Source organism: Streptomyces griseoviridis (genome assembly GCF_005222485.1).
In the GTDB taxonomy this organism is placed as follows: Bacteria; Actinomycetota; Actinomycetes; order Streptomycetales; family Streptomycetaceae; genus Streptomyces; species Streptomyces hintoniae.
Genome location: NZ_CP029078.1, coordinates 512,250 through 535,817, shown reverse-complemented (window position 1 = coordinate 535,817; position 23,568 = coordinate 512,250). Strand labels below are relative to the sequence as shown.

The window sequence follows — 23,568 nt, the reverse complement described above, 5'->3', positions numbered from 1 at the left end:
ATCCGCCCGCACGCCCCTCGCCTCGACGTCCCGGCGTCCTTCTTGCCGGTGTGTCGCCGGCCCGTCCTCCCTCCGCGCCACCGCGGTGCGTTTTCGCTCGGTGCCGCCCGCCCGCACAGCCTCCCCTCACCAGGCGGCCGCGGAGCGACAGGGCCTAGGATCCCCACCGTGTGCGCACATGTGCTGGTCGCCGAGGACGACACGATGCAGGCCGAGTTGATCCGCCGCTCCCTGCTCGCCGAAGGACACACCGCCACCGTCGTCCACGACGGCCGCGCGGCGCTCGACGCCGCCCGCGGACTCCGTCCCGACCTCGTCGTCCTCGATCTGATGCTGCCGGTCATCGACGGCTTCGCCGTCTGCCGGACGCTGCGCGGCGGCGGCACCGACATCCCGGTCCTGATGCTCACCGCCCGCTCCGACGAGGACGACGTCCTGCGCGGCCTCGAACTGGGCGCCGACGACTACATGACCAAGCCGTACAGCCCCCGCGAACTGATGGCCCGCATCCGCACCGTGCTGCGGCGCAGCGGACGCGCCGCGGGCCCGCGCGAGGAACTCGTCGCGCGGGCGGGCGGCATCACGGTCGACCCGGTGCGCCACGAGGTGCGCTTGGACGACCGGCCCGTGGAGTGCACACCGGCCGAGTTCCAGATCCTGCTGGCGATGGCGGGGGAGCCCGAACGGGTCTTCTCCCGACGGCAGTTGCTGGAGTGCACCCGCGGCCTCGACCGGTCGTCGACCGAGCGGGCGGTGGACGTCCACATCATGAACCTGCGCAAGAAGATCGAGGCCGACCCGCGCCACCCGGTGCGGCTGCTGACCGTGTTCGGTGTCGGCTACAAGCTCAGCGGCAGACGGGAATGACCCCCCGGATACCGGTCCGCAAGCGGCTGTCGGCGCGGCTGCTGCTCGCCTCCGCGCTGATCGCGCTCTGCTCGGTCGCGGCGACGGCCTGGATCGCGGTCGCCACGACGACCCGCGCCCTCAAGGAGGAGCAGGGCCGCGATCTCGCCGCCGACAACCGCATCCTCGCCGACCTCAGCGGGTACGCGGCGACCCACCGCGACTGGACGGGTGTCCAGCGCACGGTACGGGAGCTGGCCGCGCGGACCGGCCGGCGCATCGCCCTGACCACCGCCGACCGCACCCTCGTCGCCGACTCCGCGCCCCGGGGCACCTCCCTGCCGCCGAGCCCCGCGGCCGCCGTCGACCCGCTGCACACCGACACCTACACGGAGTCCGGCGCGCAGCTCAGCGGCATCGACCCGCGCGCGGTGGGGCCCTACCGGCTGCCCGAGAAGGAACGCGCGCTGCTGGCCGCGGGGGCGGAGAACCAGCAGAAGTGCCTCGAAGTGTTCGGCGTGCACAGCCGGATCGCACAGACCCCGAGCGGGCGGCCCGTCGTCACCGCCACCGACGGCTCCGACGCGGTGGACTACCTGCTGCCCAAGTGCGGCTACCTGCTGGCCAGACCGACCCCCACGGAGAGCAGGGCGCTGAAGGCGCTGAGCGGCCCGGCCGCGTCCTGCCTGGACCGCGAGGGCGTGGATCTCGGCGCCCCTCTCCAACTGTCGATGGACCCGGGCGGCATGGCCGGCATCGATCCCTTCCTGCTGGTCAGATACCCGAAGGAGGCCGACGCCGACACGGTGGACACCGTCCTGGGCTGCGTCACCGACGCCCGCCGGGCCCAACTCGTCCCTTTTGTCGCCCCGGTGGCCGAACTCTTCCTCGGCATCGGCGACCAGAGCGTGCCCCGGTTCGACATGTCGCCGGTCAACAAGGCGAAGGTGGCGGGCGCGGCCGGACTCGTCCTCGCCTTCACGGTCGCCGTCACCGCCGTCGTCGCCACCCGGCTGGTGCGCCCGCTGCGGGCGCTGACCGCCGCCGCCCAGCAGCCACCCGACCTGCATGTCCGGGTGCCGGTGACGACCCGCGACGAGACCGGCATCCTCGCCATGGCCTTCAACGACCTCACCGAGCGCAGGGAGCGCCTTGAGGCCCAACGCAAGGCGATGGTCAGCGACATCGCCCACGAACTGCGCAGCCCGCTCACCAACATCCGCGGCTGGCTGGAGGTCGCGAGGGACGGCGTCGTCGACCCCGATCCCGCGCTGCTGTCGTCCCTGCACGACGAGGCGCTGGTGCTCCAGCGGATCATCGACGACCTCCAGGACCTGGCCGCGGCCGACGCCGGCACCCTGCGTCTGCACCGGGAGCCGGTGCGGGTCGACGAACTCCTCGGTCAGGTCGCCGCCGCCCACGGGGTGGCCGCCGACACGGCCGGGGTCGCCCTGCGCACCGCGACCGACGGCACCCTCTGGCTGGACGCCGACCCGGTGCGGATGCGGCAGGCGCTGGGCAACCTCGTCACCAACGCGCTGCGGCACACGCCGGCCGGCGGCACGGTCACCCTGACCGCCCGCCGGGACGGCGACCGGATCGCTCTCACGGTCGCCGACACCGGCAGCGGCATCGACCCGGACGATCTGCCGCACGTCTTCGACCGGTTCTGGCGGGCCGAGAAATCCCGCAGCCGCCGCACCGGCGGCAGCGGCCTCGGCCTGTCGATCGTCCGCCATCTGCTCGCCGCCCACGACGGCACGGTCCACGCCGACAGCACCCCGGGCGAGGGCGCGCGTTTCACACTGAGCCTGCCGTCCGGGACGGAGCCCTAACCTTGCGCGGCGCGGGCCGCCTGGCGGCGCTTGCGGGCGCGTAGGGCCCGTCGTTCGTTCTCGTCCGTGCCGCCCCAGACGCCCAGGCAGTCCCCGGCGTCCAGGGCCCAGCGCAGACACTGCTCCCGCACCGGGCACCCCGCGCACACCCGCTTCGCCTGCTCGGCCTGCATCACGGCGGGTCCCGACGTGCCGATCGGGAAGAAGAGCTCGGGGTCCTCGGTGCGGCACGCGGCGTGGTCTCGCCAGTTCTCCATGAAAAGTCACCTGTGCTCGAAGTCGTCCGTGCCTCGTACAACGGCCTGTCGGAGTACGGGTCACCGGTCAGGGCGCAGGTGAAACAAACGAGTCCGGCCGAAGTCCCGGATCACTGCTCGCGCAGCCCCCACGGAGAGCCGTACGCGGTCAGCAGATCGAGGAACGGGCGGGCCGGGAACGCCTCGGGGCCGAGGACGCCCGCGCCCGACCAGGCGCCGGTGGCGAGGAGTTCGAGGGCGATCACCGGGTTGATCGCCGTCTGCCAGACCACGGCCTGGCTGCCGTACTCGGCCATCGACCACTCGTTGTCGACGACGTGGTAGAGGTACACCTCGCGCGGCGCCCCGTCCTTGGTGCCGCGCACCCAGGTGCCCGCGCAGGTCTTGCCGCGCATCCGGTCGCCGAGCGTCGCCGGGTCGGGCAGACAGGCCGCGACGACGTCCCGGGGCGAGACGGACACCGCTCCCGCCGGGCCCGGCACGGTCACCGGCTCGGTGCGGTCGAGCCCGAGCAGGTGCAGCGTCCTGAGGGTGTCGATGAACTCGCTGCCCAGGCCGTACTTGAAGGTCACCCGGCGGGCGTCCACCCAGCGCGGCATCAGCAGCACCTCCTCGTGCTCGACGTTCACGCACTCCACCGGGCCGATGCCGTCGGGGAAGTCGAACACCTCGGGCTCGCTGAACGGCTCGGTGGTGAACCAGCCGCGCCCGGCCTCGTAGACCACCGGCGGGTTGAGGCACTCCTCGATGGTGGTCCAGATGCTGAAGGACGGCGCGAAGTCGTAGCCGTCGACGGTGAGGTTCGCGCCGTCGCGGACGCCGATCTCGTCGATGTCGTCGAAGAGTTCGTCGGCGGCGTGGCGGGCGAAGACGTCCGAGAGTCCCGGCTCGACGCCCATGCCCACCAGGGCGAGCGCGCCCGCCCCGGCCCACTCGTCGGACGCCGCGAACTGCGCGTCGCCCAGCTTCTCGCCGCACTCCTCGTAGGGGCGTTCGGGATGCGGGTGGGACAGGGACATCGCCATGTCGAGGTAGTCGGCGCCCGCGGCGCGGGCCGCGCGGAACAGCGGCATCACGAAACGCGGGTCGGTGGCGTTGAGGAGGACGTCGCAGGAGTGCGCGCGCAGCAGCGCGGCCACCGCCGCCTCGTCGTTCGCGTCGACGCGGGCGGCCGAGAAGCGCCGCTCACCGTCGCCGAGGGCCGCGACGGCGGCCTCGGCGCGGGCCGGGTCGTGGTCGGCGACCACCATCGCCTCGAAGAACGGCCGCCTGGCCGCGATCCGGGTGACGGCGGTGCCGACGCCGCCGGCCCCCACGAGCAGTACACGCATGACTGGTCTCCCTCCGCTGACGGTGCGGGGCGCGGGCCCCGACCGGATCAAACGCCCGCGCCGGAGTTAAGGTCAATGGCGTTGGCATAAGAACGCGGGTGCGCACAGCACAGGGAGGAGGGCGCGTCGTGGCCAAGCCCGTCGTGCCCGAGGAGCGGCGCCGCAGGCGCCGGCCCACCCGGAGCGGCACGGTCCTGTCGGAGCGGCTGATCGTGGAGACGGCGCTGCGGATGCTGCGCGAGCACGGCAGCGCGGGCCTGACCGCCCGCCGCCTCGGGCTCGCCCTGGACGCCGACCCCAGCACCCTCTACCGCTACTTCCGCGGGATGGACGACCTGACGCTGGCCATCGGCGACGCGCTCGTCGGGCAGGCCCTCGACGGCTGGCGGCCGACCGGTCGGTGGCGGGCCGACCTGCGCGCCGTCGGACTGCGCATCCACGCCGCCTACGTCGCCCACCCGCAGGCGGCCCTGCTGACCACGAGCCGGGTCACCGGACGCGCCAACGAACTCGCCGCCGACGAGGCGGTCCTCGACGTGCTGCGCACCGCCGGGTTCCCGCTGGCCGACACCGTGCGGATCTACCACGCGTTCATCGACCAGACGCTGGCCTTCGCCGCCCTGGACGCGGCCTCCCTCGCGCTGCCGAGCGCGGCCCTGCGCGCCGACGAGGAGATGTGGCGCTCGACGTACGCCCGGCTGCCCCGGGACACCCATCCGCGGATCGCCGAGGCCGCCGGGCTGCTGGCCGGACGCATGGTCACCAGCGCCTATCCGACGGCCCTCGAGATGCTGTTGGACAGCGCGGCGGCCTGCCTCGACGCGTCGCGCTGACGCGTCACCCGGTTTCGAGGGCCTCCTCGGCAGCGGCGGCCACCGCCCGCGCGACGGCGGCGAGGGCGGGGGAGTCGAGCCGCCACTGCTGCCAGTACAGCGGCACGTCGAAGGGCCGTTCGGGCGCGAGCGACACCAGCAGCCCTTCCCGCAGCAGCGGTTCGGCCTGCATCAGCGGCAGCAGCCCCCAGCCGAGGCCCATCACCACGGACTGCGTGAACCCCTCCGAGGTCGGCACGTGGTGCCGGTGCAGGCTCGCCCCGCGCGGGCCGCGCCGCAGCCGGCGCACGAAGGCGTCCTGGAGGTCGTCGTCCCGGTCGAAGGTCAGGGTGGGCGCGACGGTGAGCGCATCCCGCAGCGGCCCCGCGAGATGCTCGCGGGCGAAGCCGGGGCTGGCCGTCGCCAGGTACCGCATCCGGCCGAGCGGGCGCACCGAGCAGCCCGCCACGGGCTCGGGCGACGAGGTCACCGCCGCCATCACCAGCCCCTCGCGCAGCAGCGACGCGGTCCTGGTCTCGTCCTCGCGGCGCAGCTCGAAGGAGAGGGGGGACGCCCCGCCGACCCGGCCGAGCGCGGGCAGGAACCAGGTGGCCAGCGAGTCCGCGTTCACGGCGATCGACACCCGGGTCGGCTCACCGGCCGCGGTCATGCCCAGCTCGGCGCGCGCGTCCCGTTCGAGGCGGGCCAGTTGCCGGGCGAACCGCACCACGACCTCGCCGGACTCGGTGGGCCTGACCGGCTTGGTGCGCTGGAGCAGCACCCGCCCGGTGCGCTGTTCGAGGGCCTTCACCCGCTGGCTCACCGCCGACGGCGTCACGTGCAGGGCCGCGGCGGCGGCGTCGAACGTCCCCTGGTCGACCACCGCGAGCAGCGTCCGCACCTGGTCGGCGGGGAGTTCGGTCAGCTCCGTCTTCACGAGCGCTAAGGATACGTAAGAATCTTTAGCTGTACTTGCGGCAGGCGGTTTCGTAGCGTCGGGGCCATGTCCCACGCACTGTCCGCCGCCGCGGCGGGGTTCGGCACCGGCCTCTCGCTCATCGTCGCCATCGGCGCCCAGAACGCCTTCGTCCTGCGCCAGGGCGTCCGCCGGGAGGCGGTCCTCGCCGTCGTCGGCATCTGCGCCCTCTCCGACGCCGCGCTGATCGCGCTCGGCGTCGGCGGGGTCGGCGCGGTGGTGGTGGCCTGGCCGTGGGCGCTGACGGCGGTCGGCTGGATCGGCGGCGCCTTCCTGCTCTGCTACGGCGCGCTCGCCGTCCGCCGGGTGCTGCGGCCGGGCGGGACGCTGCGCGCGGACGGCGGGAGGGCGGGCTCGACGCGGCGGGCGGTGCTCACCTGTCTCGCGCTGACCTGGCTCAACCCGCACGTCTACCTCGACACGGTGTTCCTGCTCGGCTCGCTCGCCGCCGACCGTGGCCCGCTGCGCTGGACCTTCGGGCTCGGCGCGACGCTGGCCAGCCTCTGCTGGTTCGCCGCGCTCGGGTTCGGCGCCCGCAGGCTCGGCCGGTTCCTGGCGACGCCCCGGGCCTGGCGGCTGCTCGACGGCCTGGTCGCCATGACCATGATCGGGCTGGGGCTGCTGCTCGTCGTCGACGCCTGAGTCCGCTGCCGTGGACCGCACCCTCCGAACTCCCGGGCGGGGCTGCGATAGTGAACCCCGGCCCAGAAAGATGTATCGAGCAACCAGGAAGCCCGTGGACACCAGCGAGACCAGCGGCAGCGAACCCGGCACACCCGGGGCGAGCCACCGGACAGAGCCCGCCGACCGGACCGGCCCCGGGGACCGCACGGGCCCGGCTGCCGCGTGCGACCCGACCGACCCCGCCGATCCGAGCGGCCCCGCCGACCCGCCGCACCGGGCCGGCTGGCGCCGCTGGGCGATGGACACCAGGCCGCTGCGCGTCCCGGCCTACCGGCGGCTGTGGACGTCGACGATCGTCACGGCGGTCGGCAGCCAGCTCACCGCCGTCGCCGTGCCCAAGCAGATCTACGACATCACCGGCTCCTCGGCCTGGGTCGGCGCCGCCAGCCTCGCCGGACTGCTGCCGCTGATCGTGTTCGCCCTGTGGGGCGGCGCCGTCGCCGACACCATGGACCGGCGCAAGCTGCTGCTGATCACCAACAGCGGGATAGCCGTCACCTCGGTGCTGTTCTGGGTCCAGGCCGCCACCGGGCTCGGCTCGGTGGCCGTCCTGATGGTGCTGCTCGCCGTGCAGCAGGCGTTCTGGGGTCTGAACGCCCCGGCCCGCAACGCCTCCATCGCCCGCCTGGTGCCCGCAGGGCAGCTGGCCGCCGCCAACGCGCTCGGCTCCACCGTGATGCAGACCGGGCAGGTCGTCGGGCCGCTCCTGGCCGGGGTCCTGATCCCGGTGATCGGGCTGCCCGAGCTGTACCTCCTGGACGCCCTCGCGCTCTGCGTCACCGTCTGGGCGGTCTACCGGCTGCCCTCGCTGCCGCCGCTCGCGGGCGCCGCGACCCGGCGGGCCGGGGTCAGGGAGATCGCCGCCGGGTTCCGCTACATCTCCGCCCACAAGGTGCTGCTGCTCTCCTTCCTCGCCGACATCGTCGCGATGGTCCTCGGCATGCCCCGCGCCCTGTTCCCGCAGCTCGCCGACACCACCTACAGCCCCTGGGGCGGGGGCTTCGCGCTCGGCCTGCTGTTCGCCGCGATACCCATCGGCGCGGTGCTCGGCGGGCTGTTCTCCGGGACCTTCTCGCGGGCCCGCAGACACGGCCTGATGGTGATCGGCGCGGTCGTCGCCTGGGGCGCCGCGATCGCCGGGTTCGGGCTCAGCGGCAACCTCTGGATGGCGGTGGTCTTCCTGGCCGTCGCGGGGGTCGCCGACATGGTCTCCATGGTGTTCCGCGGGGCGATCCTGCTCTCGGCGGCCACCGACGAGATGCGCGGGAGGATGCAGGGCGTCTTCACGGTCGTCGTCGCGGGCGGGCCGCGCCTGGCCGACGTGCTGCACGGCACCGCGGGCTCGGCCTTCGGGCCACGCGCGGCGGTCGCGGGCGGCGGCATCCTGGTCGTCGTCGTGATGCTCGCCCTCGCCGCCGCGGTGCCCGCGCTGCGCCGTTACCGGATCTGAGGGCTCACAGGGCCCGGTGGCGGGAGGTGATCTCCATCAGCCTGCCCCGGGTCAGCTCCAGCCGGTGGGCGAGGATCTCCGCGACCCCGCGCACCAGCGTCAGCCCGAGGCGCGGGTCCTCCTCGCAGAGCCGCAGCACCTCGGCCGCGTCGAACTCGTAGGCCCTGACCCGGCTGAACGCCTCCGCGCCGAAGTCCCACGCGTGCGGCGGGAACAGCCAGGACCAGCCGAGCAGATCCCCGGCGCCGAGGCCGGCCACGGTGACGCGCTGCAACTGGTTGACCCGCTGGGTCAGTGAGACGGCCCCCGAGCGGATCACCCAGAACCGGTCGGCCAGACCGCCCGCCTCGAAGATCACGACGTCCTCGGGGAAGGAGACCTCCCGCGCGAGCGTCATCAGACGGGCGCGCTGGGCCGGGGGCAGGGCGGTCAGCAGTTTCGTCGCTTCGGTCATGGCACGGGGCTCCTCGCCGACGAGGTCGATCCGGTGTGTTCCCTCAAGCCCATTGGAGCCGCTGCCGCCGCGCCGGGCACCTCGGCGGAGGGCAGAAAAAAGCCCTGGCTGGACGGGGGTAGCCAGCCAGGGCGGTTCGGGGTGGTGAGCGGGGGACCTGACAGGGGCCGCGATCCGCGCCCGTCACCAGTGATGGATGAACCGTAGACCCGATGCGAGGGTCTCGTGTAGAGAAAAGCCGGTCACGTGACCTGTTTCACTCCGGCGCCGTCCGTCTGCCCGATAATCCCCGCACGGCAGGTTTGTCCGGCCGTCCGGCGGTCAGCCGAACAGCAGAGCCCACCGAGTTCGCCCGGCGGACGTGGGCATGGCAGGGTCCGGCCCCTTTCCCTCATCGACCAGGGGGCCGGTTCGTCACCGATCGGGGAGACGAACGATGTACAAGGAAGACACCGTCAAGACCCGCGCCGCCCAGCCGGCGGCGCGGCGGTTCGGACAGGGTTCGGCCTGTCTGCCGTCCGAAGCGCGCCGGCAGGTCGAGCGCGCGGTGGCGGCACGCAGCCGCACCGCCGACACGATCGCCGTCTCCGACGCGCTGCTCGTCGCCACGGAACTGACCACCAACGCCATCCTGCACGGCGGCGGCATCACCGACTTCCGGGTCGACGTCGTCGAACCCGGCATCCGGGTCTCCGTGTCCGACCGCAGCGACCGGCTGCCCGCCACCACGGCGCCCGCCGCCGACCCGCAGCGCCGCGGCGAGGTCGGCGGCCGAGGCTGGCCCATCGTCTGCCGGCTCGCCCACGAGGTGCGGGTGCGCGAACTGCCGACCGGCGGCAAGTGCATCACCGCCGTGATGACCCTCTCCTGACCGCCGCGCACCCGCTCACCCGGGCCCTTGGCATACTTCCGCCATGGACACGCGTACGGCGACGGCGGGGGAGTGGGCGCTGCGTCCGGCCGCTCCCGAGGACGTCGAGCCGATCGCCGAGCTCCGCGCCACCGTGCTGCGCGCCGATCTGGAACGGCTCGGACGGTTCGACGAGCGGCGCGTCAGACAGCGGCTGCGGGACGCCTTCGTCCCCGGCCACACCCTGGTCGTCGAGCACGACCACACCTTCGCGGGCTGCGTCGCCCTGCGTCCGGCCCCGGACGGGCGGTGGCTCGAGCACTTCTATCTCGCGCCGCGCCTCCAGGGCCGGGGACTCGGCTCGGCCGTGCTGCGCACCCTGCTGCGCGGGACCGACACCGAGGGCGTGCCCGTCCGGCTGAACGTGCTGCGCGGCAGCGCCGCCCGACGCCTCTACGAACGCCACGGCTTCACGGTGACGCAGCAGGACCCCGTCGACGTCTACATGCTCCGCCCGCCGGGGCCCCCGCGACCCGACCTGCGGCCGGGCCGCGCGGGCGGGGTCAGCGCCTCGGCTCCTCCACCGGGACCTTGAGCGGCCGGGCCAGACCCACCACGGCCTCGTCGAGACGCTGGAGATGGCGCAGCACCCGGTCGGTGATCCGCCCGTAGCGCGCCAGGCCCGACATCTCCGGTTCGAGGAGCGCGGCGATGCTCGGGCCGATCTCCACCTCGACGTCCGCGTCCGCGTCGGCGACCCGGGCGGCGACGGTCCCGATGTTGCGCAGGATGCGCCGGCAGGCCCGCCGCAGCCGCGGGTCGGCGGCGATCGACGGATGGGTGGGCAGCAGCTCGGCGGTGGCCGCGAGGGAACGCGCGTGGTAGGCGCAGGTCTCCAGCAGCGCCACCACGTAGCGGGCCGTGTTGCGCCGGGTCCGCATCGGGGTGACCGGGTGGGTGAGCGGCTGCACGCCCGCCCGCAGATCCGCCAGCGCCTGGTCCAACTCGCGTGCCTTGTCGAGGAGTTCGGTCGGCTCTCCGCCACTGAGCTGGTCGATCGCGGCTTCCGTGACGTCGGCGAGCCGGTCGAGGGCCGTCACCAGCAGCTCGTCGGTGCGCCGCGCGGTGTGCACGGGCAGCACGAACGCCGCCGCGATGATCCCGCAGGCCGCGCCGAGCGCCGTCTCCTCCACCCGCAGCACCAGCACCGACAGGCTGTAGGTGTGCAGCAGCGTGTACAGCAGCCCGAGGGCCGCGGTCACGAAGAACGACATCAGCGTGTACGACAGCGGCGCCGTGTAGAACATCGCGAACACGAACAGCAGGACCAGCCCGAACGCCGTCCAGGTGTGGTGGCCGACCAGACCCGCCAGCAGCAGACCCGCGACCACACCGAGCACCGTGCCCAGCAGCCGCCGGTAGCCCTTCACCAGGATCTCGCCCGTGGACGCCGTGTTGATGAAGACGATCCAGCAGGTCAGCACCGCCCAGTACCAGCGCTGGCTGGAGAGGAACTCACCGCCGACGATCGCGAGCGACGACCCCACCGCGACCTGCACGGCCGCCCGGGTGGTGGGCCGCCGCAGCCCCGTCAGCTCCTCCTCGACCGGCTCCTCGCCCGCGTCGATCGCGACGTCCTCGGCGTCCAGCTCCTCACGGGAACGGGCCGTCGAGGGGGAGTCGTCGGACTCGTCCTGCGGTCCGTCGAGGGCGATCCGCAGCCCAAGGACCGCGCGCGCCGCCTCACCGATGCCGCGGAAGACGTCCTGGATCGCCGGGGACGCCTTCGGCAGGTTCTCCTCGTCGCGGTAGCCGAGGAGCCGGTTGCGGAGCTGCGCGAGCCCCGCCCCCGTGCCCGCCGAGACGGGCCGCAGCACCAGCAGCCGCAGCGACTCCAGATCCCGGCGCAGCGTCCAGATCGCGTCGTCCTGGAGCGGGTGCTGGCCGCCCGCGGGCACGGACGCGCCCGGCAGATGCAGCGTCAGGGTGTCCGCGCGTTCGGCGCTGCGCGCAGTGAGCAGCAGCAGCCCGAGCCGCTCGGCGGTGATCTCGGCGTCCGCGATCCGCCGCTGCACCAGCCGGGCCGTCGACTCGTCGGCGGTGCCCTCCTCCAGGCGGCCCTGGATCATCATGGCCGTCTCGTGCAGCCGGGCGGTGCCGGCCCGCGCGTCGGCCACCGCCTTGTCGATGTCGTCGGGGCCCGCGTCCAACAGGTCGAGCTGGGCGGACACCAACTGCGCGAGCCGGGCCCTGAAGGCGTCCCGCAGCCGCTTGAGGATCCCGGCGGGCGTCTCGGGAACCAGCGCGAAACGCATCAGCGCGCTCGACCCGAACGCGACGGCGACGACCCCGTACAGCGGCGGCAGCGTCGCGACCGTCGCGCCCACGAACAGCGAGAGGAAGTAGACCTGGAAGGCGATCAGACCGAGCGCGGTGCCCCGGTCGCCGAAGCGGCGGCCGTACACCGCGCAGAAGATGAGCACCACGAAGAAGACGTCACCGGTCACCACCAGCGAGTGCAGGGTCGCCGCGAGGGTCAGCGACACGCACGCCACCGGCAGGCCGAGCGCGAGCGTGACGGCCTGCTTGCCGCGCTGCTTCTCCCGGATGGCGAAGGTCGCGACCATCGCCGCGATGGCGCCGCCGACCAGATGCCTGACGTCGGAGCCGAGCAGGGCGAGCACGGCGAGGGTGAGGGCGATCGCGCCCACCGTCCGCAACCCCGCGGCCAGCCGCAGCAGTCCGGGATCGGACGCCGCGACGAGATCCCGCAGCCTGGCCCGGACCGACCCACCCGCTGTGCTCACGGTGCCGTACTCACTCCCGGTTCACGTCATGATCAGGTTCCCAGCATCGCATGCCGGACCCGGAGCCCCGCCACCGCGTCAGTCGACGCGCCCCGACCCCTCGACGCGCGCCCGCACCTGCTCGGGCGAGAGGTACGCGTCGGTGAACTCGAAGTCCTTGAGCTTGGCCTCCTTGCGGGCCTGGAAGCCGGTGCGCACGAAATCGTCCCCCGCGAGCGCGTTGAGCACCCAGTTCGTCATCACCCGGGTCTTGGCGACGTTGGTGCGCAGCGCCGACCAGTGGTAGCCGCGGGCGACGGCCTGGGCGGGCACCCCGCGCAGCTCGATGCCGAGCGGCTTGGAGACGGCGTCCCTGCCGCCGAGGTCGACGACCAGACCGAGGTCCCGGTGCGCGTACGGGTACATCGGCCCGCCGCGCAGCGCCGCGATGACGTTGTCCGCGACGTGCCTGCCCTGGCGCATGGCGTGCTGCGCGGTCGGCGGGCAGACGGCGCCCTCGCCGCCCTTGATCTCGTCGGGCACCGCCGCCGCGTCGCCGAGCGCGAAGACGCCGTCGCTGCCGGGCAGCGTCATCTCCGCGTTCACCGCGAGCCGGCCGCGGACCGTCTCCGCGCCGAGCGTCGCGATCAGCGGGCTGGCCACCACACCCGCGGTCCAGATCAGGGTGCGGGTGGGCACCACCCGGCCGTCGGTGAAGGTGACCTCCTCCGGGCCCGCCTTCGCGATCGACACGCCCAGCGAGATGTCGATCCCGCGCTTGCGCAGGATCTCCTGGGCGCTGCTGCCGAGCTTGTCGCCCAGCTCGGGCATCAGCTTCGGGGCGATGTCGATCAGATGCCACTTGATCAGCGACGGGTCGATGCGCGGGTAGCGCTTGACGGCCGCGTGAGTGAGGCGCTGGAGGCAGGCGGCGGTCTCGGTGCCCGCGTAGCCGCCGCCGACCACCACGAACTGAAGCCGGGAGGCGCGCTCCGCCGGGTCGTCGCTGGCGTCGGCCAGGTCGAGCTGCGCGATGACGTGGTCGCGGATGTAGGCGGCCTCGGCGAGCGTCTTCATCCCGTAGGCGTGGTCGGTCAGACCGGGGATGTCGAAGGTGCGGGTGACGCTGCCGGGGGCCAGCACGATGTAGTCGTACGGCTCGTTGACGAGCTGGTCGGTGATGGTGCGCACCACACAGACCTTGGCCTTGAGGTCCACACCGATCGCGCCGCCCGGCAGGATGCGGGTGCGGTACCTCCTGCTGCGGCGCAGGGAGACGGCGATCGACTGGGGGGTCAGCACCCCGGAGGCGACCTGCGGGAGCAGCGGCAGGTAGAGCTGGTAGGCGAACGGCGTCACCAGGGTGACGTCGGCCTCGTCGACGGCGAGCTTGCGCTCCAGGCGGCGCACGCACTCCACGCCGGCGAAGCCTGCGCCGACCACCAGGATCCTGGGTCGTGTCACGGTGTCTCCTTCTCTGCGGCTCCGGGCGGTCTGTATCGGACACCTCTCGGATGCCCCTGGATCACCGCTTCGCACCACATCGATCCCACCGCGCCGACGGCCGGGGCGCCAGCCGGATGCGGCAGCCAGCCGAACGCGCGTCCCCGGGACGGGTCGCTCAGTCGCCGTCGGCGGCGATGTGGCAGAGCAGCAGGCAGACGTCGTCGTCCCGCTCGGAGTCGCTGAGCAGCGGATGCAGCAGCCCCTCGGCGCAGCCGTCCAGGTCGGTGGCGAGCCGGTCCGCGTCCAGGCCGCCCAGGACGTCCCCGAGGCGCGCGATGCCGGGGTCTATGCCCTGCGCCCTGCGCTCCACCAGGCCGTCCGTGTAGAGCGCCAGCGTGGAGCCGGGCGGCATCCGCACGGTGTGGTCGCCGATGTCCTGCTTGAGCGGGATGCCCAGCATGGCGCCCGGCTTCGCGGCCAGCGTGTGCACCCGGCCGTCGGGGGTGCGCAGCACGGGCGGCGGATGCCCGGCCGCCGCCCAGGTCAGCTCGGGGTCGCCGGGCCGGAAGCGGGCGATGACGGCGGTGGCGTACAGGTCGGGCTGGAGGTGGTGCAGGAACGTGTGCAGCCGGGTCAGCAGCTGGCCGGGGCTGCCGCCGTCCACCGCGTAGGCGCGCAGCGCGGTGCGGAGCTGGCCCATCATGACGGCGGCCCGCAGCCCGTGCCCGGTGACGTCCCCGATGACCGCGATGAGACTGCCGTCGGGCTGCCGGAACGCGTCGTACCAGTCGCCGCCGACGTTGAGGCCGTGCGTCGCGGGCAGATAGCGGGCCGCGATCCGCAGCCCCGGGGTGGTCGGCAGGTCGGTCATCAGCGCCCGCTGGAGGGTCTCGGCGATGTCCCGGTTGACCTCGTAGCGGCGGGCGTGGTCGATCGCGGTGCTCGCCCTGCGGGCCAGCTCGATCAGCATCACGGCGTCGTCCGGGTCCCAGCGGTCGCCCGGCGGGGTGAGGGTCAGCACGCCGAGCGGCGCCCGCGGGGTGGGCAGCGGGATGCACAGCAGCGGCCGCCCGTGGCCGGAACCCGACGGCGGCTGGTCCACCACCCCGGGCAGCCCGCCCGGGGTGGCGCCCGAGTACTGCGGGCGGCCAGTGCGGGCCGCGATGGCCGCGGCGGGCGTCGGGGCCTCGGACGGCCGCCGGTCCTCCCCGTCGGACAGCCAGACGTCGACGGTGCGGGCGTACTCGGGCACCAGCAGTCCCGGCAGCCGGCGCACGATCGCGTCGAGGTTGAGCGAGGAGGTGAGGACGGCGCTGGCGTCGGCGAGGAACCGCAGCCGCCTGCGCGCGCTCTCGGCCTCCTCCCGGGCGTGCCGCTCCGCCGCGAACGCCTCCCGCTGCGCCCGCCCCGCCGCGTCCAGTTCGGCGTGCAGCGCCAGGACGCCCTGGTTGGTCTGGTGCAGCTCCTCCCGGTGGAACTCCGTCAACTCCTCCTGCTGGCGCAGCTTCTCCAGCACCAGCGCGGTGTCCTCGTCGGCGCCGAGCAGCGCCTCGGCGAGACCGGTGGGACCGTCCGCGCCGTCCGCCGCGACGGCCGCCTCCGTGGAGGTGACGGTCGTGCGCCAGGACGCCCTCACCGCCGAACGCTCCGGGTCCGACGGGACGACGACGGCGTGCAGCGCCCGTTCCTCCGTGCCGTCCGTCTCCAGCGTCAGCCGCCAACTGCCGCCCTTGGTGAGGCACTCGCGCAACTGGGCGCTCAACTCGGTGGCGAGCCGGGTGCGTTCGAGGGCCGGCACACCGTGTGCGGCGGCCAGCCGCGCGGTGGTGACCCGGGCCAGGGCCGCGTCGGTGGGCGAGGCGATGTGCAGGACGCGCTTCATCGGCGGTCCCGGGGTGCCAGGCCCGCGACGGCGTCGTCGTCGCGTACCGGTCGGGACGCGCCGCCCCGGGTGCCGCGCGGCGCGGCGTCCGCGGTGCGCGCCGGGTCGCGGCCGGTCGCTGTGGCGGCCCGGTCGGTGGCCTTCCCGGTGTCCCGTACCCGGGTCGAGTCGTGCACCGGTACCTCCCGCAGACGGGGCATCAGATCTCCTCACGCGGGCGCGGCGGAGCGGCCGCCCAGCAGACCACCGTGACGGTGGTGCCGCGGCCCGGCGCGCTGTCGATGTCGAACTCGTGCACCAGCCGCCTGGCGCCGCCCAGGCCCATGCCGAGACCGTCCCCCGAGGTGTAGCCGTCGGTCAACGCCCGCTCCAGGTCGGGGATGCCGGGTCCTTCGTCGTGGAAGGAGAGCCTGAGCCCCTGGGCCCTGCCCTGTCCGGCCGGCGCGGACTCCATCCGGCCGCCGCCGCCGTGCACCAGCGTGTTGCGGGCCAGTTCGCTCGCCGCGGTGACCAGCTTCGTCTGCGCGACCAGACCGAATCCGAGCTGCGCGGCGGCCTGCCTGACGTGCTGGCGCACCCACATCAGATCCATGTCGGAGCGGATCGGCAGGGAGGCCTCGACGCCTGTCGATGTCCCCGTCACCACGGCTCCCCGAGGGTCCCGGCGGCCTCGCGCGCCAGCACCGCCATGGCCGCCTCGGTGTCGAGCGCGGTGTGCAGACCCGGCAGCGTCAGACCCAGTTCGACGAGGGTGATGGCGACCGCGGGCCGCATGCCGCACACCACGGTCCGCGCGGCCAGCAGCGCCGTGCCCGCGGCGATCTCGGCGAGGACCCGGCCGAGGTAGGAGTCGACGACCTCCACCCCGGAGATGTCGATCACCACCCCGGTCACCCCGCCGGCCGCGACACCCGCGCCGATGTCCTCCTGGAGCCGCCGCGCCGTGCTGTCGTAGAGATCGCCCTGCACGGTGACGAGCAGGACGGCGCCCAGCCGCAGCACCGGGACCTGGCCCGCCGAGTGCGGGTACGGGCCGTCGTTCACCGGGGCCCCGAACCGCCGGGCACCGCGCTCACGATCTCGGTGCCCGACTCCCGCAGCGCGTAGGCCAGCGCGTCGGCGAGGCCGGCCCGGGTGACCACGGTGCCGAGGTCGAGACCGAGGTGCACGATGGTCCGGGCGATCGCGGGACGGATCCCGGAGACGACGCACTCCGCGCCCATCAGCCGGGCCGCGGCGACCGTCCTCATCAGATGCTGGGCCACCTGCGTGTCCACCGTCGGCACCCCGGTGATGTCGAGGATCGCGAACCGGGCCCGCCGCTCGACGATCGCATCGAGCAGCGACTCCATCACGACCTGGCTGCGGGCGCTGTCCAGCGTCCCGATCAGCGGCACGGCCACCACGCCGTCCCACAGCTCGACGACCGGCGTGGCCACGTCGGGGGTGTGCGGCCGCTGCCGCTCGATCAGCTCCCCGCCCTCCGAGAGCACCGTTTCGAGGACGACCAGCCGCAGGGTGCCCATCAGCACGGTCAGCGACGTGACGCAGGCGAGCACGGACTCCGCGGGGGCGTCGGCGAGGTCGGCGGTCAGCAGGCTCGCGGCGGGCGGGCGCAGCGCGTCCACCTCCGTCGAGACATCCGCGGCGGACAGGCCCGCACGGGACCTGGCGGCGCCCATCCGGGCGAGCCGGTCGCGCACCGCGTCGAAGCCCGGCGCGTCCGCGTTCTGGACCCGGCCGCCGTCGGCCACCGCGGCCAGCGCCTCCACCACGGCCCGCCCCGCCTCCACGGCCTCGTCGCGGGAGACGGTGAACACCGTGCGGAACAGGGGCTCGTCGGCCCACCGCTGGGCGATCCGCTCACGCCGCCGCCGCAGGAACTCCCCGACCTCCCGGGCCGGTGCCCCGTACCGCTTCGCCGTTTCCTGCTCCGGCACTGCTCACTCCTCACTCGGGTCGTCCGTGTGCCATCGCGCCGGTCCCGCCGCCGGTCAGGAGCGGTGCACGCGGCCTTTGCCGGGCGACAACTGTAGCCATGACCGGCCGTCGGGCGGCACCAGGTCCGCCGAGGTGATCCCATCGAGCGGCCCCGCGGGTCGACGCGCGTCCGGGCGGGGAAACGGTGTTCGAGTCGTCGCGACGAGGGACCTCTGGGCCTACGAGGTGCCGAACCAGTCGAGGCACGCCACCAGCGCGTCGTCGTCAGGCTCGCGGCTGCCCCGGTGCCCTGACAGCTCGCGCAGCACCGCGCCCGGCATGTCCGCCGCGGGCAGCAGCCGCGTCGAGGTGATGGCGCGGGCCAGCGCCCGCTCCCCGTACCGCTCGCCACCGGGCGCCGGCACCCCGTGCACGCCGTCGCTGACGAACACCAGCCGGTCGCCCGGCTCCAGCTGGAACTCCTGCGCGGTGTAGTCGGTCTCCTCGAACATGCCCAGCGGAAGCTGCGCCTCGAAGTCGACGGCCGTCACCGTCCGGTCGCGCAGCCGCAGCATCTGCGGCGACCCCGCGTCCACCACCCGCATCAGACCGGTGGACAGCTCCAGGTCGATCATCAGGACCGACAGGTACTCCCGGCCCCGGTAATGGGCGTAGATCGCCTGGTCGGCGAGGGCGGCCTGGTCGGCGATCGGGATGCCCGCGCGCCGGGCGTTGCGCAGCGCGTTGATGCCCAGGTTGGTCAGGAGCGAGGCGTCGATGCCCTCGCCCATGCCGTTGGTGATGTACAGCAGCAGCCGGTCGGCCGAGGTGGACCAGTCGAAGTTGTCGCCGAAGATGGCGTACGCGGGCTCCAGCTGGGCGCCGAGCGCGTACTCGGGGCGGGTGCAGGAGCGGGCGGGCAGCAGCTGCCACTGCATCTCGGCGGCGAGCGTGAGCCGGTCCCTGCGCCGCGCCTGGTGGTAGACGTCGGTGTCGCGCTGGGCGACGGTCATCTCGTGCCCGAGGACCCGGGCCAGCTCGGCGAGTTCGTCGAGACCCTCCTGGGCCTCCTCGGCGGAGGCCAGGGTGACGGTGAGCACACCGAGCCGGTCGCCGCGCACGGTGACCGGGAGGTGGGCGCGCACCCGCCCGTCGGGCGACTGCTCCAGGACGGGTTCCTGCGAGCCGAAGGCGCGGCCCTCGGTACTGCCGTGCAGCGACACCGGGTCGACGGGGCCCGGCGCGCCCGGTACCGACTGGAGCACGGCGAGGCCGTAGTCGGCCATCAGCAGCTCGGCGTCCCGCACGCCGTACCCGGCGCGCAGGGCCTCTCGTACGGCCGCCGGCAGCAGGTGCGGAGCCGCAGCTCGCAGAGCTCTTTCGACGGCCACGAATCTGTTCACGTTCTCGGTTACACCATTCCGTTCGGGGGCAGAAGCGCCGCGTGGATCGGCTCGCGGCGGCCCTGCCCGTCCGTTGTGTGAGGCGCCCGCCGGGACGGGACGCGGGGCCGGCGACCTGACATCGGTCCGGAAGCCTGCCAAAGTGGCAGCGTGACGTCCTCGTACCAGCGCCCGCAGCCCGAGGAGGTGGCGCGTGTGACCTCGGAGGCGGCGGAACTTCTCGAAGTCTTGTGGGGTCGCGCCTCGACGGCGCCGGTCTCCGCCTCCCAGCTGCGTGTCCTCTTCATCCTGGAACACAACGAAGGAATCAACCTGCGCACGCTCGCCGACGCGCTGGGTTCCACCCCGCCCTCGACCAGCCGGCTCTGCGACCGGCTGCAGGCCGTCGGGTTCATGGAACGCAGGGCGGGCAGCACCAGCAGGCGCGAGCTGCGGCTGTATCTGAGCCGCCACGGCCGGTCCTTCCTGGCCGATCTGCGGGCCCGCAGGGAGACCGCTCTCACGTCGGTCCTCGAACAGATGCCGGCCGCCCAGCGGTCCGCGCTGCTGAGCGGGCTCGAGGCGTTCTGCCTGGCCGCCGCGGCACAGATCCACGGCGAGGCCGACGAGAAGGCGCCGTCCGCGCGCACCGCCTGAGCGGCGGACGCGGGAGGTCCGGCGTGCTCGGCGGTGGACTCCCACCGGTGCATCCTCGGCCCCTCCCGCGCGCTGTGCGAGGTTACTTTGTGGCCTCGCCCGCACAGTTGTCAAACGACAACTATTGCGGGGAGGCGTCCACGCGTTCGAGCGCCGCGTCGAGGCTCTCCGACACCGGAACCGTGATGCTGACCCCGGTCAGATCCAGCACCCTGCGCACCGCGGGCGTCGGCGACACGATCTGCACGCTGCCGGAGATCTCCCGGACCTCCTGATAGATCCGCAGCACGATGTTCATCCCGGACGAGTCCATGAACGGCACGCCGGACAGGTCGATCACGAAGTGCTTGCGGCCGTGGTGCAGCTGGTTGGCCAGGTGGTGCCTGAACTCCGTCGCGGTGTCGATGTCCAGGTACCCCTCCACCACGATCAGGGCGACATCCTCACGCGGCAGGGTGACCTCGACGGACAGGGGGTTCTGGGCGATGGACACGGGTACCTCATTCGTTGACGGCTGTCTTGCAGGGCGCCAACGCGATTACCCCCGAACCCACACGCCATGCACACCATGCCTCCGTACGCCCTGCTCGGAGGGGGTGTGGCCCGGCGAGAACCCGACTCTCCCAAAACGCCCGTTCGGGTGAACATTCAGCTGCTGCGCCCCAGTTCGCGAGGGGTGTGCCCGTCCCCGAGGGCCCCCGGGGCTCCTGAGGGCCCTTGCTCCGTTCCGGTCCGCGAGAGAGAGTTGCCGTACGGAAACATTCGCAGTCGACCGAAAGGTGGTGGGCGCGCGGCAGCGTGCCTCACAGTGACGACACACCAGCACTCCCCTCCCGATCCGCGTGGCGGCGCGCCCTCGGGCGCGGCCTGGAACACCGCGCCCTACCCGGTGCTGCTCGCGGATCCCCAGGGCGACGTGATCGATCTGAACCCGGCCGCGGCCGCCCTGCTCCCCGACGCGGTGAGCGGCACCCGGCTCCGCGACGTCGCCCCCGCCTGGATCGCCGACGCGCACGACCGGCTGGTGCCGGCCGTCCCCCGGCAGAACGCCGGCCACGCCGAACACGGCAGCCTCGGCGACCGCACCTTCGAAGCCCACTCCAGCCGCACCCCCGACGGAGACGTCATGTGGTGGCTGGTCGACGACACCGAGCGGCGCCTCGCCGAGGCCGCCCTCGACGGCGAACGCCGGCGCACCGCCTTCCTCGCGCGTGCCTCCAGCGCCCTGCTCGCCTCCCTCAACCTCGAACGCTGCATGGACGTCACCGCCACCCTCGCCGCGGGACAGCTCGCCGAGGCCGCCGTGGTCGTCGCCCCGCCCCGGGGCCGGCGCTTCCCCGTCACCTCCTGCCTCGCCGGAGGCAGCCCCGTCCACCGCACGGTCCGCGCCGACCCGACGACCGTCCCCGGCCTCAGCGAGGCCCTGAGCGGCTTCCCGCCGGTGCCCTCGCGCTGGATCGACCCGGCCGGCATCCCCGACTGGCTCGTCCCCGACAACTTCGAGGGACCCGTCGGCTCCGCCGTCGTCACCCCGCTGCCGGGACAGGGCGTCCCGGCAGGCGCCCTGGTGCTGCTGCGCCCCGGCACCCGGCAGGCGTTCTCGGAGAGCGACGAGATCTTCGCCCGGCTCTTCGCCGCCCGCGCCGGAGCCGCCCTCTCCGCGGCCCGCATGTACGCCGAACAGGCCGCCATCACCTCCACCCTGATGCGCGAGCTGCTCCCGCCGACCCTGCACGAGGTGCACGGCGTGGAGTTCGCGGGCGCCTACCGGCCCTCCGGCGAGGGCGAACACGTCGGCGGCGACTTCTACGACGTCCACCCCGGCACCGACGCGGGCCAGGAGACCCTGGTGGTCCTCGGCGACGTCTGCGGCAAGGGCCTGGAAGCCGCCGTCATGACCGGCAAGATCCGCAACACGCTGCACGCGCTGCTGCCGCTCGCAGGCGACCACCAACGCCTCCTCGGCTTACTGAACAGCGCCCTGATCGGCTCCCACCACACCCGGTTCGCCACGCTCCTGCTCACCTCGGTGGCCCGCCGCGGCCGCACCGTGAAGCTCAGGGTCACCAGCGCCGGACACCCGCCCCCGCTCATCGTGCGGGCCGACGGCCGGGTCGAGGCCACCCCCACCCGCGGCACACTGGTCGGCGTCTTCCGCAACATCTCCTCCACCACCGCCCACGTCGAACTCTTTCCGGGCGAGACCTGCCTGCTCTTCACCGACGGCATCACCGAGGCCCGCGGCGGACCCCTCGGCGACGAGATGTTCGGCCAGCAGCGCGTCGAGGAGGCCCTGGCACACTGCGCGGGCATGCCCGCCGAGGCCGTCGTCGCGCACGTGCGGATGCTCGCCGAGCAGTGGGTCGGCCGCAACCGCCACGACGACATGGCGCTGGTGGCCGTCACCGCGCCGCGCCACGCCCACCTCAGCGCCGTCGACGGCCACACCCGCGGCAGGTACACGGCGTGACGGCCGCCAGCAGCACCCCCACCGCCCCCACCGCCCCCGCCGCCCCGGCCGGGGCGGACCTCGACGACGTCCGCGAACGCCTCTGGCTGGCCGTCCGCGACGGCGACGAGTACCGCGCGTCCGACACCGTCCTCGGCGCCGTCGACGCCGGACTCCCGGTCGTGACGGCTCTGCTGGACGTCATAGGGGCCGTCCAGGCGCGGGTCGGTGTCGAATGGGCCGCCAACCGGCTCACCGTGGCCCAGGAGCACGCCGCCACCGCCATCCACGAACGCGTCATAGCCGCCCTCGGCCACCACCCCCGCCACCGCGGCCCCGAACCGGCCGGCGGCCGGATCACCGTGGTCTGCGTCGACGGCGAGTGGCACGCGCTGCCCGCCCGGCTGCTCGCCGAGGTGCTGCGCCACCACGGCCACGGGGTCGACTTCCTCGGCGCCCATGTCCCCGTCCCGCACCTCGTCGGCCATCTGCACAGGACCGGCTCCCGGGCCGTCGCCCTCTCCGCGACCTTCTCGCTCCACCTGCCCACCGCGCACACCGCCGTCACCGCCTGCCAGGCGGTCGGCGTCCCGGTGCTCGCGGGCGGCGCCGCCTTCGGACCCGACGGCCGCTACGCCCGCACCCTGGGCGCCGACGCCTGGGCGCCCGACGCCCGCGCCGCCGTCGACGTCCTGGACCGCGGCCTGGCCCTCCCCGACCCGCTGCGCACCGAGGCGCGCGCCGTGTCCTGCCTGGCGCACCTGGCGGACCAGGAGTACACGATGGTCGTCGCCACCCGGCGCCAGCTCGTCAAGGAGACCCTCGCCCGGCTGGAGGAGCGCTACCCGCCGATGCGCTCCTACACCGACCAGCAGCGCGAGCGCACCGCCGAGGACATCGGCCACATCGTCGACCACCTGGCCGTCGCCCTCTACGTGAACGACCCGGAGTTCCTGCCGCGCTTCCTGCGCTGGACGGCCGGTGTCCTCGACGCCCGCTCCGTGCCCGCCCGCTCACTCGACCCCGCCCTCGAACTGCTCGGCCGGCAGCTCCAGGACTTCCCGCGCGCCTCCCGGACCCTCCGCCAGGCGCGTGCGGCCCTGGACCACCTGCTGCCGGCGCCACACCCTCCCGGATCAGGACGCATCGCATGACCCACCCTCACCCGTCGTCGTTCGGACTCACCGTCGAACGCGGACCCGACGCGGTCCAGGTCCGCGTCGACGGCGATCTGGACTTCTACAACCACGACGAGCTCACCACCCTCGTCGGCTGGTTGTTCACCCCGGGCGCGGCGGCCGACCCGCCCCCCGGCTGGCTGCGCCTCGACCTCTCCGGGCTGCGCTGCATCGACTCCTCGGGCCTCTCCGCCCTGCTGCAGATCCGCCGCCGCGTCGACCGGGCGGGCGCGCGGCTGACCTTGGAAAAACGTCCCGTCTGCGTGGAGCGGCTGCTCGACCTCACCGGCACGTTCGCGTACCTCACCTCGCCCGCGCCCCGGCTCGACGAGCAGGAACGCCCCGGAACCGGCTGACTCCGCCGTACGGGCGA

At 73.8% G+C, this 23,568-nt stretch carries 24 protein-coding genes; 11 read left to right on the top strand and 13 right to left on the bottom strand.

The window, feature by feature from the left end:
• Positions 1–168 precede the first annotated feature (168 nt).
• Together DDJ31_RS02235 and DDJ31_RS02230 are read left to right on the top strand one after the other, a co-directional pair.
• Complete coding sequence (locus DDJ31_RS02235; RefSeq protein ID WP_127181991.1) at positions 169–867, top strand: response regulator transcription factor; 699 nt, start codon at positions 169–171, stop codon at positions 865–867.
• Positions 864–2,681, top strand: coding sequence for a sensor histidine kinase (locus DDJ31_RS02230; RefSeq protein ID WP_127181992.1), 1,818 nt, complete (start codon positions 864–866; stop codon positions 2,679–2,681). Before DDJ31_RS02235 ends, DDJ31_RS02230 begins: the two co-directional genes overlap by 4 nt.
• Here DDJ31_RS02230 and DDJ31_RS02225 read toward each other — a convergent pair.
• Together DDJ31_RS02225 and DDJ31_RS02220 are read right to left on the bottom strand one after the other, a co-directional pair.
• Entirely contained in the window at positions 2,678–2,938 is a 261-nt protein-coding gene (locus DDJ31_RS02225; RefSeq protein ID WP_127181993.1) for a WhiB family transcriptional regulator, read from the bottom strand. The two genes, DDJ31_RS02230 and DDJ31_RS02225, sit on opposite strands and share 4 nt — an antisense overlap.
• Positions 2,939–3,048: 110 nt before the next feature.
• Positions 3,049–4,269: a saccharopine dehydrogenase family protein gene (locus DDJ31_RS02220; protein WP_127181994.1), complete on the bottom strand. Its 1,221-nt coding sequence runs from the start codon at positions 4,267–4,269 to the stop codon at positions 3,049–3,051.
• 128 nt (positions 4,270–4,397) lie between these two features.
• Between DDJ31_RS02220 and DDJ31_RS02215 the strand changes: the two genes are divergently transcribed.
• Entirely contained in the window at positions 4,398–5,102 is a 705-nt protein-coding gene (locus DDJ31_RS02215; RefSeq protein ID WP_127181995.1) for a TetR/AcrR family transcriptional regulator, read from the top strand.
• 4 nt (positions 5,103–5,106) lie between these two features.
• On the opposite strand, the gene DDJ31_RS02210 is transcribed toward DDJ31_RS02215, so the two are convergent.
• Positions 5,107–6,018: a LysR family transcriptional regulator ArgP gene (locus tag DDJ31_RS02210; RefSeq protein WP_240678313.1), complete on the bottom strand. Its 912-nt coding sequence runs from the start codon at positions 6,016–6,018 to the stop codon at positions 5,107–5,109.
• Between the two features lie 66 nt (positions 6,019–6,084).
• Here DDJ31_RS02210 and DDJ31_RS02205 point away from each other — a divergent pair, with 66 nt between their 5' ends.
• Positions 6,085–6,699: a LysE/ArgO family amino acid transporter gene (locus tag DDJ31_RS02205; RefSeq protein ID WP_127181996.1), complete on the top strand. Its 615-nt coding sequence runs from the start codon at positions 6,085–6,087 to the stop codon at positions 6,697–6,699.
• Positions 6,700–6,793: 94 nt separating this feature from the next.
• The gene (locus DDJ31_RS02200; RefSeq protein WP_431028939.1) at positions 6,794–8,191 is read left to right on the top strand and encodes an MFS transporter; all 1,398 of its coding nucleotides are present in this window, start codon (positions 6,794–6,796) and stop codon (positions 8,189–8,191) included.
• 4 nt (positions 8,192–8,195) lie between these two features.
• On the opposite strand, the gene DDJ31_RS02195 is transcribed toward DDJ31_RS02200, so the two are convergent.
• On the bottom strand, positions 8,196–8,645 hold the full coding sequence (locus DDJ31_RS02195; protein WP_127181998.1) for a Crp/Fnr family transcriptional regulator: 450 nt from the start codon (positions 8,643–8,645) through the stop codon (positions 8,196–8,198).
• 436 nt (positions 8,646–9,081) lie between these two features.
• Here DDJ31_RS02195 and DDJ31_RS02190 point away from each other — a divergent pair, with 436 nt between their 5' ends.
• Both DDJ31_RS02190 and DDJ31_RS02185 read left to right on the top strand, forming a co-directional pair.
• Positions 9,082–9,516: an ATP-binding protein gene (locus DDJ31_RS02190; RefSeq protein WP_127181999.1), complete on the top strand. Its 435-nt coding sequence runs from the start codon at positions 9,082–9,084 to the stop codon at positions 9,514–9,516.
• 43 nt (positions 9,517–9,559) lie between these two features.
• Positions 9,560–10,090, top strand: coding sequence for a GNAT family N-acetyltransferase (locus tag DDJ31_RS02185; protein ID WP_127182000.1), 531 nt, complete (start codon positions 9,560–9,562; stop codon positions 10,088–10,090).
• Here DDJ31_RS02185 and DDJ31_RS02180 read toward each other — a convergent pair.
• From DDJ31_RS02180 to DDJ31_RS02145, 8 genes are all read right to left on the bottom strand, one after another.
• Positions 10,059–12,302: an FUSC family protein gene (locus DDJ31_RS02180; protein ID WP_127182001.1), complete on the bottom strand. Its 2,244-nt coding sequence runs from the start codon at positions 12,300–12,302 to the stop codon at positions 10,059–10,061. The genes DDJ31_RS02185 and DDJ31_RS02180 overlap by 32 nt on opposite strands.
• A 78-nt stretch (positions 12,303–12,380) precedes the next feature.
• On the bottom strand, positions 12,381–13,745 hold the full coding sequence (locus tag DDJ31_RS02175) for an NAD(P)/FAD-dependent oxidoreductase (protein WP_240678314.1): 1,365 nt from the start codon (positions 13,743–13,745) through the stop codon (positions 12,381–12,383).
• Positions 13,746–13,902: 157 nt separating this feature from the next.
• Positions 13,903–15,609, bottom strand: a complete 1,707-nt coding sequence (locus DDJ31_RS02170; protein ID WP_127182003.1) for a PP2C family protein-serine/threonine phosphatase — start codon at positions 15,607–15,609, stop codon at positions 13,903–13,905.
• Positions 15,606–15,809 carry a hypothetical protein gene (locus DDJ31_RS02165; protein ID WP_127182004.1) on the bottom strand — a complete coding sequence of 68 codons (204 nt, stop codon included), beginning with the start codon at positions 15,807–15,809 and terminating at the stop codon, positions 15,606–15,608. The genes DDJ31_RS02170 and DDJ31_RS02165 overlap by 4 nt, the downstream gene beginning before the upstream one ends.
• Positions 15,809–16,201, bottom strand: coding sequence for an anti-sigma regulatory factor (locus DDJ31_RS02160; RefSeq protein ID WP_127182997.1), 393 nt, complete (start codon positions 16,199–16,201; stop codon positions 15,809–15,811). The genes DDJ31_RS02165 and DDJ31_RS02160 overlap by 1 nt, the downstream gene beginning before the upstream one ends.
• Before the next feature lie 47 nt (positions 16,202–16,248).
• Positions 16,249–16,653, bottom strand: coding sequence for an STAS domain-containing protein (locus DDJ31_RS02155; RefSeq protein ID WP_127182005.1), 405 nt, complete (start codon positions 16,651–16,653; stop codon positions 16,249–16,251).
• The gene (locus DDJ31_RS02150) at positions 16,650–17,549 is read right to left on the bottom strand and encodes an STAS domain-containing protein (protein ID WP_127182006.1); all 900 of its coding nucleotides are present in this window, start codon (positions 17,547–17,549) and stop codon (positions 16,650–16,652) included. The genes DDJ31_RS02155 and DDJ31_RS02150 overlap by 4 nt, the downstream gene beginning before the upstream one ends.
• A gap of 219 nt (positions 17,550–17,768) precedes the next feature.
• The gene (locus tag DDJ31_RS02145) at positions 17,769–18,932 is read right to left on the bottom strand and encodes a PP2C family protein-serine/threonine phosphatase (RefSeq protein ID WP_127182007.1); all 1,164 of its coding nucleotides are present in this window, start codon (positions 18,930–18,932) and stop codon (positions 17,769–17,771) included.
• Positions 18,933–19,082: 150 nt separating this feature from the next.
• Between DDJ31_RS02145 and DDJ31_RS02140 the strand changes: the two genes are divergently transcribed.
• A complete protein-coding gene (locus tag DDJ31_RS02140; protein WP_171480759.1) occupies positions 19,083–19,568 on the top strand; it encodes a MarR family winged helix-turn-helix transcriptional regulator in 486 nt (161 codons plus the stop codon).
• Between the two features lie 121 nt (positions 19,569–19,689).
• Here the strand turns inward: DDJ31_RS02140 and DDJ31_RS02135 are convergent, their stop codons facing one another.
• The gene (locus DDJ31_RS02135) at positions 19,690–20,061 is read right to left on the bottom strand and encodes an STAS domain-containing protein (RefSeq protein ID WP_127182008.1); all 372 of its coding nucleotides are present in this window, start codon (positions 20,059–20,061) and stop codon (positions 19,690–19,692) included.
• Between the two features lie 315 nt (positions 20,062–20,376).
• On the opposite strand from DDJ31_RS02135, the gene DDJ31_RS02130 reads away from it, so the two are divergent.
• The 3 genes from DDJ31_RS02130 to DDJ31_RS02120 are packed head-to-tail and all read left to right on the top strand — an operon-like array spanning position 20,377 to position 23,551.
• Positions 20,377–22,038, top strand: a complete 1,662-nt coding sequence (locus DDJ31_RS02130) for a PP2C family protein-serine/threonine phosphatase (RefSeq protein ID WP_276319324.1) — start codon at positions 20,377–20,379, stop codon at positions 22,036–22,038.
• On the top strand, positions 22,035–23,171 hold the full coding sequence (locus DDJ31_RS02125) for a cobalamin B12-binding domain-containing protein (RefSeq protein WP_127182009.1): 1,137 nt from the start codon (positions 22,035–22,037) through the stop codon (positions 23,169–23,171). Before DDJ31_RS02130 ends, DDJ31_RS02125 begins: the two co-directional genes overlap by 4 nt.
• Positions 23,168–23,551, top strand: a complete 384-nt coding sequence (locus DDJ31_RS02120; protein ID WP_127182010.1) for an STAS domain-containing protein — start codon at positions 23,168–23,170, stop codon at positions 23,549–23,551. Before DDJ31_RS02125 ends, DDJ31_RS02120 begins: the two co-directional genes overlap by 4 nt.
• The last annotated feature ends 17 nt before the right edge of the window (positions 23,552–23,568 follow it).

What these genes read in the sequence shown, in the direction of transcription:
- DDJ31_RS02230 (WP_127181992.1), top strand. Translation starts at nt 864, where the DNA reads ATGACCCCCCGGATACCGGTCCGCAAGCGGCTGTCGGCGCGGCTGCTG.
- DDJ31_RS02225 (WP_127181993.1), bottom strand. Translation starts at nt 2,938, where the DNA reads ATGGAGAACTGGCGAGACCACGCCGCGTGCCGCACCGAGGACCCCGAG.
- DDJ31_RS02220 (WP_127181994.1), bottom strand. Translation starts at nt 4,269, where the DNA reads ATGCGTGTACTGCTCGTGGGGGCCGGCGGCGTCGGCACCGCCGTCACC.
- DDJ31_RS02205 (WP_127181996.1), top strand. Translation starts at nt 6,085, where the DNA reads ATGTCCCACGCACTGTCCGCCGCCGCGGCGGGGTTCGGCACCGGCCTC.
- DDJ31_RS02195 (WP_127181998.1), bottom strand. Translation starts at nt 8,645, where the DNA reads ATGACCGAAGCGACGAAACTGCTGACCGCCCTGCCCCCGGCCCAGCGC.
- DDJ31_RS02190 (WP_127181999.1), top strand. Translation starts at nt 9,082, where the DNA reads ATGTACAAGGAAGACACCGTCAAGACCCGCGCCGCCCAGCCGGCGGCG.
- DDJ31_RS02185 (WP_127182000.1), top strand. Translation starts at nt 9,560, where the DNA reads ATGGACACGCGTACGGCGACGGCGGGGGAGTGGGCGCTGCGTCCGGCC.
- DDJ31_RS02170 (WP_127182003.1), bottom strand. Translation starts at nt 15,609, where the DNA reads ATGAAGCGCGTCCTGCACATCGCCTCGCCCACCGACGCGGCCCTGGCC.
- DDJ31_RS02165 (WP_127182004.1), bottom strand. Translation starts at nt 15,809, where the DNA reads ATGCCCCGTCTGCGGGAGGTACCGGTGCACGACTCGACCCGGGTACGG.
- DDJ31_RS02160 (WP_127182997.1), bottom strand. Translation starts at nt 16,201, where the DNA reads ATGGATCTGATGTGGGTGCGCCAGCACGTCAGGCAGGCCGCCGCGCAG.
- DDJ31_RS02120 (WP_127182010.1), top strand. Translation starts at nt 23,168, where the DNA reads ATGACCCACCCTCACCCGTCGTCGTTCGGACTCACCGTCGAACGCGGA.